The following is a 17,859-nucleotide window of genomic DNA, read 5'->3' on the forward strand; positions in this document are numbered from 1 at the left end:
GTAAATATAGAGTGTTAGTTTTTTAGCCTATTGCTTCGGGACCCGTTTCGCGCGTGCGAACGCGTATGCATTGCTGCATGTCGAGAATGAAGATTTTTCCGTCGCCGATGTGGTCGGTCTGCGCTCCTTTTATGATGGACTCGACCGTGATGTCGACAAATTCGTCGTTGACGCCGATTTCCAAGCGAACTTTTTTGAGCAGGTTCACTTCTATTTCGTTGCCGCGATAGTTTTCGCTGTATCCTCTTTGCCTTCCGCAACCGAGGGCGTTTGTCACTGACAGCCTGTAAATTTGGTTCTTGAAGAGTTCCTTCTTCACTTCGCCTAATTGTTCGGGCTTGATGTATGCTATTATGAGTTTCATTGGAGTATCTTTGTTGAGATGCTTTTTTATGATAAGCAGACCCTGTGCCAGTTTTTGTCTGGTTTTGTAAATTGCTTTAAATCATTGTTTGCGCGTTTTGCGGCAGTTTTTGCGCCAAAAATGTCGCTACCATTTTGTAGCGGTTTCAAGAGTGTCGCTACAAAATTGTCGCAATCGGCGGGCGGACTTCGGGAGAGTTCCGGCGCGGCGTTGCCGAATGTCTGCGAATTTTCTTGCGGTTTTGCTCCGAAAATGCGAAATCTTCGGGCGTAATACAGCCATGAAAAATACTACAAAATTGCCGACAGTACAAAAACGCAGAACCGACAAGTTTTTCGTGTTCGTCTACACTCTCGTCGCGCTGATGTTCGCCGCACAGATTGCGATTGTTGTTTGGGGCTATATTTTGTAGGGGAGGGACGATGTTTCAGGATAATCCCGTATTTTCGCTGCTTTCGCTCGGCGTCGCGGCGTGGCTTTTCTCCATGTGGGCGGGCGATTTGCGCCACTTCCGCAAAACGGGCGATTTGCGCAGGGGGGCGTTCGAGGGCGCGACTCCCGCGCCGTTCGGCTTGGTCGCAGCGGGGGTCGTTGCCGCGCTTGCGTTGCTTGCGGTAAACACTTGCGCCGAGCTTGCGGCGGGGGTGGAATCCGACCAGACGAAAGTCGCGCCGTGGGCGCTGCTTTCGTGGGTAGGGGCGGCGTTTGTGGAGGAGCTTATTTTCCGCGGATATTTGGTCGTGAAGAACCGCGGTCGGGCGGCGCTGGTCGGCAGTATTTTTCTGTTCTCGTTTCTTTTCGCGGCGGGACACCCGTTCCTTTGGGACTACACAGTTCCCAAAGGCGCGTCGGTCTTCGGCGGAACGTGGACTTTCGATTTTTCCGCGCAGCCGCTTATCAATACGCTTGCGGTTTTCGAGTGCTCGCTTCTGTTCTACGCGCTGAGGTTTGTGCCGCAGAACAAAACGCGCTCGCTTCTGCCGTGCGTGTGCGCCCACGCGGCGTACAACTGCGGAGTTTTCGCGGTGAAAGTGTGTCGGGGATTCGTCGAATGGTAGAGTTCCCCGAAGGGAAAAAGCTGCTGTTTTTGGCTCCGATGGCGGGCTTTTCCAACGAGCCTTGCAGGCGCATTTGCCGCGAGTACGGCGCGGACGTTTCCGTCAGCGAATTCGTGTACAGCAGGGCGGTTTTGAGCGGCGCGGCGCGGGTTTTCGAAAAGCTTTCGTTTACGGAGGGCGGGCGTCCGTTCGGGGTGCAGATTTTCGGCTCGGACCCAAAGGAGGTCGCCGACGCGGCGTCGCTTGTGGAGGAGAGGGTTGCGCCCGACTTTATCGACATAAACTTCGGCTGTCCCGCGCCGAACGCGGTTTCGGCGGGCGCGGGGGCGGCTCTGCTTAAAAATCCCGAACTCATGGGCAAGATTGTTGCGGCGGTGGCGGGGGCGTTGAAGCGCATTCCGGTATCGGCAAAAATGCGCATTGGCTGGGATAGTTCTTCCATTATAGTGCCCGACGCCGCCCGCGCCCTCGCCGACGCGGGCGCGAGCTTCATAACCCTCCACGGACGCACGAAAGCCCGCGGCTACGAGGGCGACGCCGACTGGGACTTGATTGAAAAAACCGCGCAGTCGCTCTCAGTGCCGCTAATCGGCAACGGCTCGGTCGAAAAGCTCGAGACCGCGCGTTTGCGCAATTCCGCGTGTGCGGGCTTCATGGTGGGGCGCGCCGCCTTGGGGAATCCGTGGGTCTTCGGGGAAATCCGCGCAAAAATGGACGGAACGGAATTCGTCCCGCCGACCCCCTCCGACCGCGCAAAGCTCGCCCTCCGCTACGCCGAGCTTGTCTCCGACGGCTCGTATTCGGGCATAGACGCGGGCAACCTGACGTTCGCAAAAGTGCAGATAATGCGCTTTTTGAAGGGCGCGGAGGGATTTAAAAGGTTGCGCGTCGGGCTTAAAAGCATAAATACTTTGGAGCAATTAAAGGAAATGCTATGCGACTACGTCTGATTTTTTCCGCAACGTTTTTTTGCGCGTCCGCGCTCTGCGCCGAGACCGCCGCCGACTACTTTGCAAACGGCATGAAATTCTTTCTGCGCGGCGACTTTCCCGCCGCCCGCGAGATGTTCGCGCTGTCGAAGTCGGACTCCGGCGAGTACGGCGCGCTTTCAAAATTCTACCTTGCGTCAATCGCGGCGAACGCGGGCGAGGACGCCGCGTACGGGCTTTTCGAGGAGTCGCTGAAAAACCCGCCGAAAGACTCTCTAAACAAAGTCGCCGCGCAGTACGCAAAGTACGCTTCGGCAAACGGCGAATACGGACGGCTTGCCCGCGCCCTCGCGCCCCTTGCGGAGTCGGACGCGGCGGATTCGCTTACAAAGTGGTACTACGCCGACGCGCTGTTCAATTCGGGCGAAGCAAAAAAGGCGGAGTCGCTGTGGTCGGCTTCTCTGAAAAAGTGCTTCGAGTCCGCCGATTCCGTCGGCGCGGACGTTTTTGCGCAGTCGTACTTTGACGGCGAAAAATTCGCGCGCAGCTTCGACATGTCGCGGCTTCCGGCATCGACCCCCGCGGCTCTCGCGCGCACCGAAATCATGGGGGGCAAAAAGATAACCCAGCCGCAGGACAAAATTAGCGCGTTGGCGCAAATCGCGCTTGCGGAGTCTGGCGCGGCGGTGGACGAAAAGCTCCTTGCCGAAACCGTCTACAAGTTCAGGGACGCCCCCTACGCGTGGCGCGGCTCGCTCGCGCTTGCGAGGATTGCCATTGAAAACAGGGACTACAAACAGGCGTACGTCTACGCGCACGACGCCGAGCGCCTTGCGCCGCCAGACTTCGACGCGCCGCTTTTCATCACCCTCGGCGACGCCGCGCGGCTCGTAAAAAAATACGACGAAGCCCGCTACTACTACCAAAAGGTTTTCATGAAGCGCAAACTGCGCGGAGAGCCGCTCGCGGAGTCGCTTTACAAAAACGGGCTTTGCTGGTTCGAGCAGGGCGACTGGGGCAAGGCGCACGCGTATTTCGAGCGCGTCTATATAGGCTTTTTCAACTTCGAATACTGGGGCAGCCGCTCGTATTACTACGGGGCGCGCGCTCTGTATTCGCTCGGGCTGCGGCGCGACGCCAACGCGGTGCTCATCGAATATTTCCGCCGCGCAAAAGACAAAAATTCCGAAATCTACAAAGAGGCAAAAAAGTTTTACGACGCAATTTAGGCGCACCCCTCCGCAACTATCCCTACACCCGTCGGAGCCGATTTATTCCGCCTGCGGAGCGGCACTTTTTTAAGTCGCAAAAATATTGGAAAATTTGCGTATTTTTGTGATTGACATGCCGGTGTTTTGCGGTTAGCTATTGCTATATGAATATTAAACGACGCAATTTCTTGGGGAGTGCGGCGCTGCTGGCCGGAGGTCTTGTTTCTCCGAAAGCGTTTGCCGCGGGGGACAATTCCGAAAGCGTAAAATTTTCGGTCTTTGCCGACATGCATTTCAGGGTTGGAAACTACAACTGGACTGTCGAGCGCATGGCGCAGATTCTCGAACGAGCCCGCAAAAACAAGGTCGATTTCATAATACATTGCGGCGACTTCTGCCACGACGTAAGAACCGCGGGCCCCGTGCTCGACCAGTTCAACAACTTCGAGCTTCCCCACTACCACACAATGGGCAATCACGATTTCGAGGGCACAAAGACGCTCGAAGAAGTTGTCTCCGCCTACCAGATGAAAGACGGCAATTTCTACTCTTTCGACAGGGGCGTATTCAGGTTCATCGTTCTCGACACAAACTATTTCCACCGCCCCGACGGTAGCATTATGCACTACGCGTCTTCGACCGCGTACGAAAAGTGCCACCAAAAAGAGGCGATTCTTACGCCCGAACAGCTTGTGTTTTTGCGCGAAAAACTCTCGACGGCAAAAGGTCCGTGCGCGATATTCTCGCATCACGGCTTCAAGTACACAAGCGGCATAACGAACGCCGCAGAGGCAAAGAACGCCGTGTTTGAATCGCAGAAATTCCCAGTAATCTGGATTAACGGACACCACCACAGAAATAGCCTCAAACTCGAAAAACAGGTCGCGTTTTTCAACCTCAACAGCACCACGAGCGAGTGGGTCGGGAAGCCGCACCGCGCGTATCCCGAAGAAATCATGAAAAAGTGCAACGTCTCGAAGCACGAGCTTCTTTTCGACACTCCCGTCCACGCAATCATCACGATGTCAAAAGACGGCGAAATAGACATCGACGGCATGAAGGGCGGAATGTTCATGGGTATCACTCCCGAAATGACGGGCAACAAGTCGCACGACGACGAGGGTTTGCCCGTCGAGGCGTATGTGCTTTCGTCGCATTTCAAGCTCTACCCGCCGAAGCGGGCGTAGCGTCGGTCCGCCGCGCGTTTTCCCGCAAACGGCGCGCGGGCGGTTCGGCGGACGTTTTTTTGCCGAAGCGTTGAGCGGCATTTCTTTGAACTGTTTTGACTTTTATTCCGATTCCGCGCGGTAAAATTTGACACGCGCGGAATTTTTTTTTACGCCTTTTGCGATGATTTTAATTGCAGACAGCGGAACTACCAAGACGGATTGGCGCGCGTTCGGCGAATCGGGCGAGTCGAAAATTTTGCGCACCGAGGGCATAAACCCCGTATTCCAGTCGCCCGAAATGCTCGACGGAATCCTTGCCGAAAACGTCAAGCCGCACGTTTCGGACGTTTCAAAAATCTATTTTTACAGCGCGGGGGTGGCGGCGTCGCACGAGGCAACCGCCGCGCTCCTTGCGGCGTTCGGGCGCAACTTCCCGAACTGCTCGTTTTTTGTCGAGACCGACAAGCTCGGGGCGGCGCGCGCCCTTTGCGGGCATTCGGCGGGCATTGCGTGCATAATGGGCACGGGGTCGAACTCGTGCTTTTACGACGGCGAAAAAATCACCGACAACAACGTGGGCGGCGGCTTCATCTTGGGCGACGAGGGCGGCGGGGCGTCGCTCGGCAGACGCCTGATTTCCGACTTTATCCGCAATCTCCTACCCGAGCGCGTTTCCGCCGAGCTTCGCAGCCGCTTCGGTTTGGACTATTTCAAGATTATCGACAACGTCTACAAACGCCCCATGCCCAACCGCTGGCTTGCGTCGTTCTCGCCGTTCATAGAGGAGTTTTTGTCCGACCCGTACATTTGCGAAATGGTGGATTCGCAGTTCGAGTCTTTTATCCGCAGGAATGTCCTGCGCTACGATGTCGCAAAGTACCCGATGAACGCGGTAGGCTCTGTCGGCGCGTGTTTTTCGGAAAACCTCGCCCGCGCCGCGGAGCGCACGGGCGTGAGGATAGGGCGCGTGATAAAGTCGCCGATAGATTCCCTTGTGGAATTCCACTCCGCCGATTTGTAGGCGCGGAATTTTCTTTGAAGGCTTTGCATAGCGGACAAAAAAAGACCGCCATTGGATTTCCTCTGCGGGCGGTCTTTTCCTTTGCGGTTTGCGGGAAGCGCGGCGCTTCGGCGGGCTACTCCACGGTAACCGCCTTCGCCAAGTTGCGCGGCTTGTCGACGTCGCAGCCGCGCTTGCGGGCGATGTAGTAGGCTAGCAGTTGCAGGGGAACTGTCGCCAAAATTCCGCGCACCGATTCGTGCACTTTCGGCAGGGCGATGATGTCGTCGGCGATTCCTCCGAAGAGTTTGGGCTGGTCGCTCACGACGATAATCGGGCCTTTGCGCGCCTTGATTTCCTGGGCGTTCGAGACGATTTTCAGCGCGATTTCATCGGAGTTTGCAAGCATTACCGACGGGCATTCGGGGCACACCAGCGCAATCGGGCCGTGCTTCATTTCGGCGGCGGGGTAGCCCTCCGCGTGTATGTACGAAATTTCTTTGAGTTTGAGCGCGCCTTCGAGGGCAATCGGGAATTCCGAGAGCCTGCCGAGGAAGAGGAAGTCGTCGAACTGCGCGTATTTTTCGGCGATTTTCTCGATTTCGGGGGCTTGCGCGAGCACGCTGTTTACCGCGTCGGGGAGCTCGTCGATTGCCTTGACGATTTCGCGCCCCTCCGCAAACGAAAGGTCGCGCATTCTGCCGAGGTATAGAGCGATTAGCAGGCAGATTGCCACCTGCGACGTGAACGCCTTTGTGGACGCAACCCCAACCTCCTTGCCCGCATACTGGTACAGCCCGCCGTCGGACTCGCGCGAGATTGTCGAGCCTACCGAGTTTGTAATCGCCAGCGTTTTGAAGCCCTTGCGCTGCGATTCGCGCAGCGCTTCGAGCGTGTCGAGCGTTTCGCCGCTTTGGCTGATTACGAACACGAGCGTGTTTTTGTCGATGGGGGCGTTTTTGTATCTGAATTCGCTTGCGTATTCCACCTCCACGGGAATGCGGGCGTATTTTTCGATGAGGTATTCCGCCGCAAGGCAGGCGTGCCAAGCCGTTCCGCAGGCGCAGAAAAGAATGCGGTCGAACTGCCTAAGCTCGTTGGGGGTGAGGTTCAGCCCGATGAGGCGGGCGGTCGAAAGGTCGTCGGAGATTCTGCCCCTTATAGCGTTTTTGAGCGATTTGGGCTGTTCGAAAATCTCCTTTTCCATGTAGGTTTTGAAGCCGTCGAGGTCGGCGTTTTCCAAGTCCCAGTCGATTTCGTTTATGCGGACGTCCACGGGCGCGTTTGCGGTCGTGATGATGTCGCAGTTGTCGCGCGTGAGGCTTGCGATTTGCCCGTCTTCAAGGTAGATTACGTTTGTGGCGCGTCCCGCGAAGCCGAGAACGTCGCTCGACACAAGGTACTCGTCCTTGCCGACGCCTATGATAAGCGGCGAACCCTTGCGGGCGGCAATCATTTCGTTGGGGGCAAGCTTGCTTATTACCGCGAACCCGTAGGTTCCCTCGACGTGCCTTAGCGTCTTGCGGACGGCTTCAAGAAACCTGTTTTTGTCGGCAGGGGACGTTCTGTTTGTGTAGTGGTAGGCGATGAGATTTACGAGGGCTTCGGTGTCTGTCTGGCTTTTAAACGTGTAGCCCTTTTCGATGAGGAACTTTTTTATGTTTTCGTAGTTTTCGATAATGCCGTTGTGGACTATCGCGAAATTGCCGTCGCTCGAAACGTGCGGGTGCGCGTTTGTGTCGGTCACCGCGCCGTGGGTTGCCCAGCGCGTGTGGCTGATTCCCATGGTCGCGTAGAACGGGTGCTCTTCGACCTCCTTTGCAAGAACGGCAACGCGTCCCTTTTTCTTCATGACGTCGAGCGTTCCCTTGTCGTCGAGAAGCGCAAGCCCCGCGGAGTCATACCCGCGGTATTCGAGCTTCAAAAGTCCCTCTATAAGAATCGGCGTCGCGTCCCGACACCCAATGTATCCCGTGATTCCGCACATAAATAATCTTAATTGTTGTATTTAAAAGGCGAATATTTAGATTTATTTGACACTTGCAAGCCTAAATTGTCGCGCGGGTTTCCGTCCGCGCCCCAAAAAAGCGCGTTTGCGGCGGAAATATGCTTGAACACGACGGCCCGCGCTATAAAAATAGCGGGAAATCGCAAAACAATAATACCGGATTTATAAAATGATGAAGACTTTTAAACTCGCCGCCGCGTTGTCGGCGGCATTCGTTGCGGCGACGCCGCTCTTTTCGCAGTCTCTCGGAGACATGCAGCAGGACATGGCTCTTTTGAAGCGCGAAGTGGGCAACCTCAGGCTCGAAGTCGAACAGCTTACGCGCCAAAACGAGGCTCTCGAACGCAAAATAAGGCAAATGCAGTCGTCGAATACGTCGAGCGACTTGGTTCGCTCGCAGGTGGCGTCGGTGCGCTCGGACGTGTCGTCGCAAAACGAGGCGATGAAGCGCGAAATCATAAAGCTTGTCAAAAAGGACATCGAAAGCCTCGCCTCGCAGACGAACGACGCAATCGAAAAACTCGCCAAGGCGATAGGGCAACGCCCGCAGGCTCCCATGCCGACAACTTTTGGCGACGACTACCCCAAAATGGGCATTACCTACACCGTGAAATCGGGCGATACGCTCGGGAAAATCGCCCGCGCCAACAACTCGAAAATCAAGTGGATTCAGGACGCCAATAAAATAGAGGATCCCAACCGGGGTCTGCGCGTCGGCGAATCAATCTTCATTCCGCAAAAATAAAGAACATGTCTATACAACGCAAATCTTTGGGCAGGGGGCTTAGCTCCATAATCTCGGCGGGCGCGAAAAAGGCCGCCGACAGCGGCGCGCGCAAGGTCGCCGCGCAAACGCAGTCCGCGCTAGCAAAAGACGTGAAAATAGCCTCGCACGGACTGTTCAGCGAAATCGCCGTAGATAAAATCATTCCCAGCCCCTATCAGGCGCGCGCACAGTTCGACGAGGAACAGATTTCACAGCTTGCAGATTCGATTGCCTCGGAAGGTCTTTTGCAGCCGCTGCTCGTCCGCCAGCTCAAAGACGGCACTTACGAGCTTTTGGCGGGCGAACGCCGCTTGCGGGCGTGCCGCAGCCTGGGCATGAAGAAAGTCGTGGCGTGCGTGCAGTCGGCAAGCGACGCGTCCGCCGCGGCGAAGGGGCTTATCGAAAACCTCCAACGCTCCGACCTCAACCCGATTGAAGAGGCGCGGGGTATCCTCAACATGATGGAGAATTTCCATCTGACGCAGGAGGCGGCTTCGCAGCGTTTGGGCAAGCCGCGTTCGAGCATTGCAAACTCGCTGAGGCTTCTGAAACTTCCCGAAGAAATACGCGGATACATTTCGAAGGGGCTGCTTTCGCTTGGGCACGCCAAAGTCATAATGGGCGTGGACGACCCTGTAAGACAGACGATTCTCGCGCGGAAAATCATCGAGGGCGATCTCAACGTACGCGCCGCCGAAGACGCCGTCAAGCGCATGAAAACCGCCGCCGACGGAATTTCCGCAACGTCGCCGGCGTCGGTTGTGGCGCAGAACGCGGTCATACGCGACATTCAGAACAGGGTGTCGTCGAAGCTGAACGCGGAAGTGGAAATCAAACACAACCAGAAGCGCGGGAAAATCATAATTTCCTACGTCGGCAACGACGACTTGCAGCGCATTCTCGACATTTTCGGCGTCAAGATTTAATGAAGAAATTTGCGGCAGTCGCGGTTTTGGCGGCGGCGTTCGCGCTTCCGTGCCTCGCCGTGAGAAGCAACGACTTCACAAAGGCGTCGAACTCCTATTCGCGCAAATACCAGAGCGACAAAAGCCGCTACGGCGAGGAGAAATCGCGCATGCAGGGCGAACGCGCCGGCATGGGCAAAAGCTTTTCGCCGAAAACCGAAACGTCGCGCTTTCAGGGCGAAGCGGCGCGTCTCGACGGCGCGGCGGCGGAGTATTTTTTCGACAAGACCGCGCCGGACGCCTCCAAAAAATTCGGCGTAAAAGACTATTCGGGCATGTCGGGCGATTGGAGCAGAGGCGATACCCGCGCAAGCCTCAAAAACTCCGACGTGAACCTCTCGAAAAAATACGCGGGGAAAATCGACGTCTACCGCCGCGATACAGACAAACAGCGCGAAATAGACGCGTACTATTCCTCGATTTCCGAACGCTCGATGTCGGAAATCAACAAATTCTACTCGCGCACTCCGAACAGTTCGGCGAACGACGACATGATAAAAAAAGCGGGCGCGCAACTCGGAGGGGAGGGCGACGACGGCGGATTTTTCGACTTCCTCTCCTCTCACGAGAAAATCAAACGCGCCCCTGTATCTTTTAAAAGCAGACCCGCGTCAAGTTCGGAATTTTCGCGCAAAGGCTCTGCGCCCGCCGAAACCGTCCAAACTCCGACGCCCGCGGCGGTTTCGGAAAGCGCGGCAGCCCGCCGACAGTACGTTCCGCAGGAGACGTCGGCGACGGTTTTGTCGCGCCCGACGCAGTCAATACGCTCGAACGTTTTGACGGAGGAAATTCCGCTTGAACGCGCCAAAAAACTGCGCTTCCTAAACGTCCCCGAAGAGCTGCGCTCGAACGCGTCAATCAAAGTCCGCGTGAAGGAGGACTGAGCGCGTTAATTTTGAATTTTTTGCGTCGATTTTGTTTGCGGGCTGGGCGCGGATTTGTAAGCTTTTTGCGTATGAAATTAATCGGAACAGTCGCCGTTTTGGGAACGGGTTTGCTCGGCGCGTCGCTCGCGCGGGCTTTAAAAAAATTCGGGGTTGCCGAAAAGGTCTTCGCGTGGTCGCGCTCCGAATCGACGCGCGAAAAATGCGCCGCGCTTCCGTCGGTCTTCGACGGCGTTTTCGACTCTCCCGAAGCCGCCGTCCGCGACGCCGACATGGTCGTGATTTGCGCGCCGACCGCGAACATTCCGCAGCTCGCCGAACGTATCGCCCCGAGCCTCAAAAAAGGCGCGGTGATAACCGACGTCGGCAGCGTGAAAAAATCCGTCTGCGAACAGTGCGAAAAGGCTCTCGCCGGTAGCGGCGCGGTCTTCGTAGGCTCGCACCCCATGGCAGGCTCCGAAAAAATCGGCATAGACCACTCCGACTCCGACCTCTTCGCTGGGCGTCCGTGCTTTATAACGCCGTCCTCCGATGCGCAGGCGGACGCCGCGGATTTGCTCGAAAAAATCTGGACGGCTGTGGGCATGCGGGCATACCGCGCAACGCCCTCCGTGCACGATTCGATTGTCGCGCGGGTAAGCCACCTGCCGCACATCGTGGCAGGGCTGCTTTGTTGCAGCGCGGCGGATTTCGAAAACGGCGACCTCCGCAACTACGCAGGCCCCGGGTTCAGAGACTCGACCCGCATTTCGTCGGGCAACCCCGAAATTTGGGATTCCATAATTGCCGACAACCGCGCGGAAATCCTCGCGGCGTTGAAAATATTTTCGGACAAGCTTTCCTCCATCATCGACGCCGTAGAAAATTCCGACTCCGAAAAAATCGGCGCAATGCTGCGCAAGGCGAAATCGTACAGAGACAAACTTTAATAACATTCCACATGAAATCCGAAATAATAATAAAACCTTTCCGCGCCTGCGCGGCGTCGGCAACTCCCCCCGGCTCGAAAAGCATTACGAACCGCGCAATGATGCTCGCGGCTCTCGCGGGCGGCGACACGCTTTTGGAGGGCGCGTTGTTTTCGCGCGACACGCTCATCATGGCGGACTGCCTCGCAAAGCTCGGCTACATCGTAAAGCCCGACAAGCTCGCGGGGACGGTCGAAATAGACGCGGGGCTTGGCGGCATTCCCAATTCGGAGGCTGAAATCGACGTGGGCAATGCGGGCACGGCGGCAAGGTTCATTACGGCTCTCGTCTCTCTGCGCAATGGCGGCAACTATCTGCTCGACTCCGACAACGCGATGTACGCGCGGCCGATTAAGGGGCTTATAGACGCGCTGAAATCGCAGGGGGCGGCTTTCGAATTTCTCGGCGAGCGCGACAGATTCCCGTTCAGAATACGCACATGCGGATTGCGCGGAGGGACGGCGGAAATCGACGCGGGAGAGTCGAGCCAAATGCTTTCGGGGCTGTTGATGGCGTCGGTTTGCGCGCAGTCGCCGATGGAGGTTCGCCTTTCGGGCGGGACGGTCTCCAAGCCTTTCGTCAAAATGACAATCGAGATGATGCGCGAGTTCGGATTCTCCTGCGAGACCGACGGAAACGTCTACAAGCCCGCGCTCAAAAAGGGCGTGGTGCAGTCGCCGCGCGTGTACAGAATAGAGCCCGACGCAACTGCGGCGAGCTACCTTGCGACGCTTCCGATTGCAGTCGGCGGCGTTTCGGAAATACGCAATTTCGGGGCGTGCAAATTGCAGGGCGACGCCGCGTACATCGACGTGCTCAAATCGATGGGGCTTGTCGAAACGCGCACTGTCGGCGACAACCTGCTTGTTTTCGCAAAGGACGGCGGGGCGTATCCCGAACTCGTGGAGGTTGATTTCAACGACATTTCCGACACATTCCTTTCTCTCGCGGCGGTGTCAATGCTGCTGCCGTTCAAGCTCCGCATTACGGGCATTGCGCACACGCGCAGGCAGGAGACCGACAGGGTGGCGGCGGTTGCCCGCGAGCTGCGCAAATTCTGCGCGTCGGTCGAAGAGTCGGAGGGCGGGCTTTTCATTGCGCCGTACCCCCGCGCCGAGCTTGCCGAAAAAATCAAGGGCGTCGTTTCCGTCGAAACATACGACGACCACAGAATCGCAATGAGCTTTTCGATTGCGGGTTGCGCCGACATTCGCGGCGACGGCTCGCCGTGGATTAAAATCGAAAATCCCGAATGCACGTCGAAAACTTGGAGCGAATTCTTCGAGGTGCTCTACACCGCGCGGGAGGATTCGCGCAAGTTCAGGATTGTGTCGGTCGACGGCGGCGCGGCGGTCGGGAAATCGAGCGTCTCGCGCGAGACGTCGAACATCTTGGGCTACATGCACGTCGATACGGGGGCGCATTACAGGACTGTCGCCTACGGGCTTCTCGAAGCGGGCGCGGACTCCGCCGACTTGGCGGGGGTGCTCGCGAACCTCGCAAAGCTCGAAATCGGCACGAAGCTCGACGGCATGTCGGCGAAAATCACGCTCGGCGGCGGGGTCGTACCAGACTCCGAAATACGCAACGAGCGCATAAATTCGAAAGTTGCCGAATTTGCCGCGATTCCGCAGGTGCGCGACTTCCTCAAAAACTACCAGCGTTCCATGGCGGACTTCGCCCGCAACAGCGGCTTCGGCGGCATGATTATGGAGGGGCGCGACATCGGCTCGGTCATTTTCCCCGACGCCGACGCCCGCATTTTCCTCGACGCCGACGAGCAGACCCGCGCCGCCCGCCGCGCCAAGGAGGGCATTACCGACTCGGTCAAAAAACGCGACGAGCTTGACAAGTCGCGCAAAACCGCGCCGCTTGTGTGCCCCAACGGCGCGACGCTCATCGACACCTCGAAAATGTCGAAGTCGGAGGTCGTCGAAAAGACGCTTTCAGTAATTCTCGAATCGTAAATGAGAACGCGCTTTTTCAAGGTAGGGAAGGGCAAATACATCTACAAAGGCTGGTGGATTTTGTCGTCCGTAATCTGCGACGTGTTCGGCAGAATAGAGCTTTACGGCTACGAGAACGTCCCGAAAGAGCCGTGCATAATTGTAGCCAACCACGTCAGCTATCTCGACCCCATGGCGGCGGCGTTCTTCCACGAGACGGAGCTTTGCGCCGTCGCGCGCGACACCCTCATGGACGGCAAATTTTCGGGCGCGTTCTTCCGCAGCCTCAACGCGATTCCGATTAAGCGCGGGCAGTCGGGCAATCTGGGCGCGTTCCGCGAGGTGCTCGCGCGGATAAAATCGGGCGTGGGCGTGATAATTTTTCCGGAGGGCACGCGCAGTTTCGACGGTAAATTGCAGCGCGGAAAGGCGGGCGCGGGCTTGCTTGCGATAAAATCTGGCGCGCCGATTCTGCCGCTGAAATTCGTGAACATGTACGACATTCTTCCTCGAACGGGCAGGCTCCGCGGCGGCACGCGCCTTATTCTTTGCGCTGGGAAGCCGATTAACCCGAAGGAAATCGACCCCGGAAAGGACGCCCCCGACAGGGCGCAAATTATAGTTGATAGAATAATGGAGCGGATTGCGGAAATCGAACCGCCCGTATTGAAGGAAATTTAAAAATGATAAACTGGATGTGTCTTTTTGTCGCGGGATTGCTCGAAATTGTCTGGGTGGTCGCGCTGAAATACGCCGAAAACTTTTCAAAGCTTCTGCCCACTGCGGTGTTTGTGGTTTCGATTGTATCGAGCTTTTTGCTGCTCAATTTTGCAATCCGCACGCTTCCGATCGGGCTGTCCTACGCCATTTGGACGGGCATGGGCGCGGCGGGCGCGGTGGCTGCGGGCATAATTCTCTTCGGCGAACCGACGGGCTTTTGGCAGCTGCTCTTCCTCTCGATGATTGTCGTGGGGATTATCGGAATCAATTTCGTCTCCGAACACTAAGCGGCGCGGTTTGGGCATGGACGCGGGGCGCAAAAGGGAATTTTGCGCCCGCCTTTTTGCGGCGAATCGGCGTCTTGCGCGTTCGTGAAGCCTGTCGGCAAAGGGCGCGGCGGCTTAGCCGAGGTATTTGGTAAGCTCCTCCAAGATTTCCTTTTCGGCGGCGATTCGGCGTTTGATTTCGCCCGCGTATTCGGGAATGTCGCAGGCGTGCACGCGCGGCGGGAATCCCTTTTCCTCGCAGCCGCATTTTTCGCTTACGAAAAATCCGTCTTCGTCGCGGTGTATTGTGATGAAAATTTCCTGCTTGCACAGGCGGCACTTGCGCCCCATCGACATCGTGGTTATTTCCTGATTCATGCGTTTCCTTTCTTGGCGGAATTAAAAAGCGTTTTCGCGGTTTTTTCAAACCGAATTTTTCACGCGCCGAATTTTAAATCGGAATTATTTTCCGATAAAAAAGCATGAACAATACTTTGTATAATTTTACGCTGTTTTTCATGCGCCTCGCGCCGTCGCTTGCCATGCTCTACTACCACGGGGCGGCGAAGGTGTCGATGGTTTTTGCGGGCAAGACGCAGGGCTTTCCCGACCCGCTCGGCATGGGTTCGGGGGTGTCTCTCTACGCAGCGACTTTTGCCGAAACGCTGTGCCCCGCGCTCATAATTCTCGGCGTCTTCACGCGTTCGGCGGCGTTGATTGCGTGCGTCAACATGGCGGTCGCCGTTTGGTATTTGCACACGCAGGCGGGGTCTTCGTTCGAGCTGCCCGTTCTCTACTTGGCGTTTTTTGCGGCAATCGCGTTTGCGGGCGCGGGCGAGTGGTCGGTGGACGGCGCGAAGTCTTGGAGCGGTTGGTTTTACCGCGATTCTAAGTAAGGCGGAAGTCGCCCGAAGCGAGCCCGCCGAATTCCTCCGATTCCGCCGAAACGTAGCGCGTGTGGATTTTCTCCGAGACCCGCTCTCCGCTTTCGATTTGTCCGACTATCGCGCGGCACGTCTTTTCTATTAGTTCGGTTGTAGACGAAAATATTGCCCCCGCGACATTTTCGCCGTTCAGGAAGCTTCCCGCGCAGTTTGCGTGCGCGAAGATTTTGCCGAAGCCCCCGATTTTCCGCATGGCGCGGAGCGTCAGCCAGCCGCTTGCGAAAACCGCGTCGGGCTTTGTTTTTGCGATTTTTTCGAGCATGGCGAAGCGTTCGTCGGGCGGCGTCGGCAGAATTTCCACGTCGGCGTTTATTCCGAGTCTTTTTGCGCACGCCTCGAACGCTTTAATCCAGAGCGAGTGTTCGAAAAATAGACCGAGCGTTTTTCCTTTGAGGTTTTCCATTGCATCGGCGAGCGCGCCGGAGATATCGAGATTGATTTCGCACGCGCCGGCGATGTGCCTGTCGTTTACGGCGACGGGGATTTGCATGCCGCTTGGGGGCTTTCCCGCGCCTGCGTAGATTATGCCGTCAACTTCGCGCGAAAGCAGCGATTGCACGGGGTCGTAGTCGGGCGATTCGAGGGCTATCAGCAGTTGGTAGTCGCGCGGGCGCAGTTCCTTCAACGCCAAGTTTGCAATGTGCGCGTAGTACGCGTTTGTGAGGTCGCCGACGACAAGGCCTATCGCCTTGCTCCTGCCGTAGCGGAGCGCGCGCGCCGCCGCCGACGGGCGGTAGTCGAGCTTCTGGATTGCGCGTTTTATGCGCTCCCGCGTTTCATCGGTCATACGCGTCTGCGGATTCGCCGTCAAATATTTTGAAACGAGCGTGAAATTCACGCCCGCCTCTCTGGCGACGTCTTTCAATGTGATTCTCGATTTCACTTGAAACAACAATCGTTAGAGCGTTTTTGTTGTCAAGAATTCTTGTGCGCTTTCGGGAGTTTTTTACGGGCGGAGGCGCGTTGAATTTGTATGCGCGGCGGCTTTTGTAAGCGAGAATTTCAACAAAAAAAACCCGCCGCGAAAGCGGACGGGTTTTGCGTTTGCCGCGCATGTCGCGCGGTTTTGCCGAAGCTTATTTATTGGGCAAGACGCGCTTCCTTAACCTTGGAAGCTTCCTTGCCGATACGGTCGCGCAAGTAGTAGAGGCGGGCGCGCATCGGGACGGATTCGCGGTCTACTTCAATCTTTGCGATGTTGGGCGAGTTTACGGGGAACACGCGTTCAACGCCTTCGCCGTAGGAAATGCGGCGAACCGTGAATGTTTCGTGGATTCCGCTACCCTTGCGGGCGATTACGATGCCTGCGAAAATCTGGATACGTTCCTTGTCGCCTTCGCGTACTTTCGTGTGTACCTTAACGCCGTCTCCGACCTTGAATTTGGTCATGTCGGCTTTGATTTGGTCTTTTGTGATTTCTTTCAACAAGTCTTGGTTCATTGTTTTTCTTCTTTCTGATTTAAAATGTCTGCTCTGCGTTCTTTTGTCTTTTCGATTTGTCTTGCGCGTCTCCACTCCGCGATTTTTTGGTGGTCGCCCGACATCAGCACTTCGGGAACGTCCATTCCCCTAAACGACGCCGGTCTTGTATATTGTGGAAACGACAGGAGGTTGTCGTTAAACGAATCGAAGGTCAAGGAATTTTCTTCACCCAAAACGCCTTTGACATACCGCGCCGTAGCATCCGCAACGACCGCCGCTGGGAGTGTGCCGTTCGTAAGAACGTAGTCTCCTATCGAGATTTCCCTGTCTATGAGACAGTCCCGAATGCGTTGGTCAATGCCTTCGTAGTGTCCGCTCAGAATTATCAGATGACCCGCCTCGGCGAATTCCGCCGCGTGTTTGGGCGAAAATTTTTCGCCGTCGGGGCACATGTAGATTCTTGTGCAGTTCGGTGTTTGGAGTTCCTCAATGGCGGCGAACACGGGTTCGGGCTTCATCAGCATTCCGGGGCCTCCTCCGAAGGGGCGGTCGTCGGTATTCTTGTGTTTCGATGTCGCCCAGTCGCGGATATTGTGGACTTTGATGTCCAGAATGCCCGCCTCTTGGGCGCGTCCGAGCATGCTTTCGCTCAAAAAGCCTTCGAGCATCTTCGGAAAGAGCGTAAGGAAGTCGATTTTGAGGTGCGCTGCCATGTTTTCGGCTTAAACCGATTCGTTTGAAAAAAAACGCGGGAGCGGAGCTTATTCCGCCTTTGCCTTTGCCAGACGCGCCTTCTTGATGACGGTCTTTGCCGTGTCGCTGGGGAGAGCGCCAACGCTCAGCCAGTAGTCTACGCGGTCGAGGTTGACCTGTGTTTCGACGTCTTTGCCGCGCGGCTTCGGGTTGTAGAGGCCGAGGTTTTCGACGAATTTTCCGTTGCGGCGCGACGCGCTTTCCGCCACGACCATGCGGTACATCGGGTTGTGCACGGAGCCGTGCCTTTGTAATCTTATTCTGAGTGCCATAATTTGGTGTTTTTGAATTTTGAAAGCGCTTCATTTCATCTCGTTTTTTCGTTTTGTAAAGCTTATTTTTTCAATTTTTTACGAAAAAACCCATCTCGCGTTTTTCGACCCCGTTTTCGGGGCTTTTTATCGCCGTTATTTGGAACAGTTGTTTTGCGGCTTTCGGGCGCGTTTTGCCGTTTACGCATCGACTTTTACGATAGACTGTTAGGCG

At 56.3% G+C, this 17,859-nt stretch carries 21 protein-coding genes; 14 read left to right on the forward strand and 7 right to left on the reverse strand.

Features of this window, described 5'->3' with window-relative positions; all coding sequences use genetic code 11:
* Window positions 1-22: 22 nt before the first annotated feature.
* The gene (locus tag P3B99_000095) at window positions 23-364 is read right to left on the reverse strand and encodes a P-II family nitrogen regulator (GenBank protein ID WYJ07530.1); all 342 of its coding nucleotides are present in this window, start codon (window positions 362-364) and stop codon (window positions 23-25) included.
* Between the two features lie 280 nt (window positions 365-644).
* Between P3B99_000095 and P3B99_000100 the strand changes: the two genes are divergently transcribed.
* The 6 genes from P3B99_000100 (at window position 645) to P3B99_000125 (ending at window position 5,752) form a co-directional block, all read left to right on the forward strand.
* Window positions 645-776 (forward strand): hypothetical protein, encoded by a 132-nt coding sequence (locus P3B99_000100; protein ID WYJ07531.1) that lies wholly within the window; start codon window positions 645-647, stop codon window positions 774-776.
* Window positions 777-786: 10 nt separating this feature from the next.
* Window positions 787-1,422 carry a CPBP family intramembrane glutamic endopeptidase gene (locus tag P3B99_000105; protein ID WYJ07532.1) on the forward strand — a complete coding sequence of 212 codons (636 nt, stop codon included), beginning with the start codon at window positions 787-789 and terminating at the stop codon, window positions 1,420-1,422.
* On the forward strand, window positions 1,416-2,372 hold the full coding sequence (locus P3B99_000110; GenBank protein WYJ07533.1) for a tRNA-dihydrouridine synthase family protein: 957 nt from the start codon (window positions 1,416-1,418) through the stop codon (window positions 2,370-2,372). The genes P3B99_000105 and P3B99_000110 overlap by 7 nt, the downstream gene beginning before the upstream one ends.
* Entirely contained in the window at window positions 2,357-3,580 is a 1,224-nt protein-coding gene (locus P3B99_000115) for a hypothetical protein (GenBank protein WYJ07534.1), read from the forward strand. Before P3B99_000110 ends, P3B99_000115 begins: the two co-directional genes overlap by 16 nt.
* Window positions 3,581-3,726: 146 nt before the next feature.
* The gene (locus P3B99_000120; GenBank protein ID WYJ07535.1) at window positions 3,727-4,749 is read left to right on the forward strand and encodes a metallophosphoesterase; all 1,023 of its coding nucleotides are present in this window, start codon (window positions 3,727-3,729) and stop codon (window positions 4,747-4,749) included.
* Between the two features lie 163 nt (window positions 4,750-4,912).
* Complete coding sequence (locus tag P3B99_000125; protein ID WYJ07536.1) at window positions 4,913-5,752, forward strand: ATPase; 840 nt, start codon at window positions 4,913-4,915, stop codon at window positions 5,750-5,752.
* Between the two features lie 115 nt (window positions 5,753-5,867).
* Here P3B99_000125 and glmS read toward each other — a convergent pair whose 3' ends face one another.
* The gene (glmS, locus tag P3B99_000130; protein WYJ07537.1) at window positions 5,868-7,718 is read right to left on the reverse strand and encodes a glutamine--fructose-6-phosphate transaminase (isomerizing); all 1,851 of its coding nucleotides are present in this window, start codon (window positions 7,716-7,718) and stop codon (window positions 5,868-5,870) included.
* A 190-nt stretch (window positions 7,719-7,908) separates the two neighbouring features.
* Here glmS and P3B99_000135 point away from each other — a divergent pair, with 190 nt between their 5' ends.
* From P3B99_000135 to P3B99_000165, 7 genes are all read left to right on the forward strand, one after another.
* Window positions 7,909-8,484: a LysM peptidoglycan-binding domain-containing protein gene (locus P3B99_000135; GenBank protein WYJ07538.1), complete on the forward strand. Its 576-nt coding sequence runs from the start codon at window positions 7,909-7,911 to the stop codon at window positions 8,482-8,484.
* Window positions 8,485-8,489: 5 nt separating this feature from the next.
* Entirely contained in the window at window positions 8,490-9,431 is a 942-nt protein-coding gene (locus P3B99_000140; protein ID WYJ07539.1) for a ParB/RepB/Spo0J family partition protein, read from the forward strand.
* Window positions 9,431-10,354: a hypothetical protein gene (locus P3B99_000145; protein WYJ07540.1), complete on the forward strand. Its 924-nt coding sequence runs from the start codon at window positions 9,431-9,433 to the stop codon at window positions 10,352-10,354. The genes P3B99_000140 and P3B99_000145 overlap by 1 nt, the downstream gene beginning before the upstream one ends.
* 71 nt (window positions 10,355-10,425) lie before the next feature.
* On the forward strand, window positions 10,426-11,283 hold the full coding sequence (locus P3B99_000150) for a prephenate dehydrogenase (GenBank protein WYJ07541.1): 858 nt from the start codon (window positions 10,426-10,428) through the stop codon (window positions 11,281-11,283).
* An 11-nt stretch (window positions 11,284-11,294) separates the two neighbouring features.
* Entirely contained in the window at window positions 11,295-13,289 is a 1,995-nt protein-coding gene (gene aroA, locus P3B99_000155; GenBank protein ID WYJ07542.1) for a 3-phosphoshikimate 1-carboxyvinyltransferase, read from the forward strand.
* Window positions 13,290-13,949, forward strand: a complete 660-nt coding sequence (locus tag P3B99_000160) for a lysophospholipid acyltransferase family protein (GenBank protein ID WYJ07543.1) — start codon at window positions 13,290-13,292, stop codon at window positions 13,947-13,949.
* 2 nt (window positions 13,950-13,951) lie between these two features.
* Window positions 13,952-14,275, forward strand: a complete 324-nt coding sequence (locus P3B99_000165; GenBank protein ID WYJ07544.1) for a multidrug efflux SMR transporter — start codon at window positions 13,952-13,954, stop codon at window positions 14,273-14,275.
* Between the two features lie 114 nt (window positions 14,276-14,389).
* On the opposite strand, the gene P3B99_000170 is transcribed toward P3B99_000165, so the two are convergent.
* The gene (locus P3B99_000170; protein ID WYJ07545.1) at window positions 14,390-14,632 is read right to left on the reverse strand and encodes a hypothetical protein; all 243 of its coding nucleotides are present in this window, start codon (window positions 14,630-14,632) and stop codon (window positions 14,390-14,392) included.
* Window positions 14,633-14,736: 104 nt separating this feature from the next.
* Here P3B99_000170 and P3B99_000175 point away from each other — a divergent pair, with 104 nt between their 5' ends.
* The gene (locus P3B99_000175) at window positions 14,737-15,150 is read left to right on the forward strand and encodes a DoxX family protein (GenBank protein ID WYJ07546.1); all 414 of its coding nucleotides are present in this window, start codon (window positions 14,737-14,739) and stop codon (window positions 15,148-15,150) included.
* Here P3B99_000175 and P3B99_000180 read toward each other — a convergent pair.
* From P3B99_000180 to rpsP, 4 genes are all read right to left on the reverse strand, one after another.
* Entirely contained in the window at window positions 15,143-16,081 is a 939-nt protein-coding gene (locus P3B99_000180; protein WYJ07547.1) for a LacI family DNA-binding transcriptional regulator, read from the reverse strand. The two genes, P3B99_000175 and P3B99_000180, sit on opposite strands and share 8 nt — an antisense overlap.
* A 197-nt stretch (window positions 16,082-16,278) precedes the next feature.
* Window positions 16,279-16,638: a 50S ribosomal protein L19 gene (gene rplS / locus P3B99_000185; GenBank protein WYJ07548.1), complete on the reverse strand. Its 360-nt coding sequence runs from the start codon at window positions 16,636-16,638 to the stop codon at window positions 16,279-16,281.
* On the reverse strand, window positions 16,635-17,333 hold the full coding sequence (gene trmD / locus P3B99_000190) for a tRNA (guanosine(37)-N1)-methyltransferase TrmD (GenBank protein ID WYJ07549.1): 699 nt from the start codon (window positions 17,331-17,333) through the stop codon (window positions 16,635-16,637). The genes rplS and trmD overlap by 4 nt, the downstream gene beginning before the upstream one ends.
* Window positions 17,334-17,381: 48 nt before the next feature.
* A complete protein-coding gene (gene rpsP, locus P3B99_000195; GenBank protein WYJ07550.1) occupies window positions 17,382-17,645 on the reverse strand; it encodes a 30S ribosomal protein S16 in 264 nt (87 codons plus the stop codon).
* Window positions 17,646-17,859: the final 214 nt, after the last annotated feature.

The organism is Opitutia bacterium KCR 482 (assembly GCA_029269845.2).
Classification (GTDB): domain Bacteria; phylum Verrucomicrobiota; class Verrucomicrobiia; order Opitutales; family Intestinicryptomonadaceae; genus Merdousia.

Coding starts and splice junctions, on each gene's coding strand:
- P3B99_000095 (WYJ07530.1), bottom strand. CDS start 364: ATGAAACTCATAATAGCATACATCAAGCCCGAACAATTAGGCGAAGTG.
- P3B99_000100 (WYJ07531.1), top strand. CDS start 645: ATGAAAAATACTACAAAATTGCCGACAGTACAAAAACGCAGAACCGAC.
- P3B99_000105 (WYJ07532.1), top strand. CDS start 787: ATGTTTCAGGATAATCCCGTATTTTCGCTGCTTTCGCTCGGCGTCGCG.
- P3B99_000110 (WYJ07533.1), top strand. CDS start 1,416: ATGGTAGAGTTCCCCGAAGGGAAAAAGCTGCTGTTTTTGGCTCCGATG.
- P3B99_000115 (WYJ07534.1), top strand. CDS start 2,357: ATGCGACTACGTCTGATTTTTTCCGCAACGTTTTTTTGCGCGTCCGCG.
- P3B99_000120 (WYJ07535.1), top strand. CDS start 3,727: ATGAATATTAAACGACGCAATTTCTTGGGGAGTGCGGCGCTGCTGGCC.
- P3B99_000125 (WYJ07536.1), top strand. CDS start 4,913: ATGATTTTAATTGCAGACAGCGGAACTACCAAGACGGATTGGCGCGCG.
- glmS (WYJ07537.1), bottom strand. CDS start 7,718: ATGTGCGGAATCACGGGATACATTGGGTGTCGGGACGCGACGCCGATT.
- P3B99_000135 (WYJ07538.1), top strand. CDS start 7,909: ATGATGAAGACTTTTAAACTCGCCGCCGCGTTGTCGGCGGCATTCGTT.
- P3B99_000140 (WYJ07539.1), top strand. CDS start 8,490: ATGTCTATACAACGCAAATCTTTGGGCAGGGGGCTTAGCTCCATAATC.
- P3B99_000145 (WYJ07540.1), top strand. CDS start 9,431: ATGAAGAAATTTGCGGCAGTCGCGGTTTTGGCGGCGGCGTTCGCGCTT.
- P3B99_000150 (WYJ07541.1), top strand. CDS start 10,426: ATGAAATTAATCGGAACAGTCGCCGTTTTGGGAACGGGTTTGCTCGGC.
- aroA (WYJ07542.1), top strand. CDS start 11,295: ATGAAATCCGAAATAATAATAAAACCTTTCCGCGCCTGCGCGGCGTCG.
- P3B99_000160 (WYJ07543.1), top strand. CDS start 13,290: ATGAGAACGCGCTTTTTCAAGGTAGGGAAGGGCAAATACATCTACAAA.
- P3B99_000165 (WYJ07544.1), top strand. CDS start 13,952: ATGATAAACTGGATGTGTCTTTTTGTCGCGGGATTGCTCGAAATTGTC.
- P3B99_000170 (WYJ07545.1), bottom strand. CDS start 14,632: ATGAATCAGGAAATAACCACGATGTCGATGGGGCGCAAGTGCCGCCTG.
- P3B99_000175 (WYJ07546.1), top strand. CDS start 14,737: ATGAACAATACTTTGTATAATTTTACGCTGTTTTTCATGCGCCTCGCG.
- rplS (WYJ07548.1), bottom strand. CDS start 16,638: ATGAACCAAGACTTGTTGAAAGAAATCACAAAAGACCAAATCAAAGCC.
- trmD (WYJ07549.1), bottom strand. CDS start 17,333: ATGGCAGCGCACCTCAAAATCGACTTCCTTACGCTCTTTCCGAAGATG.
- rpsP (WYJ07550.1), bottom strand. CDS start 17,645: ATGGCACTCAGAATAAGATTACAAAGGCACGGCTCCGTGCACAACCCG.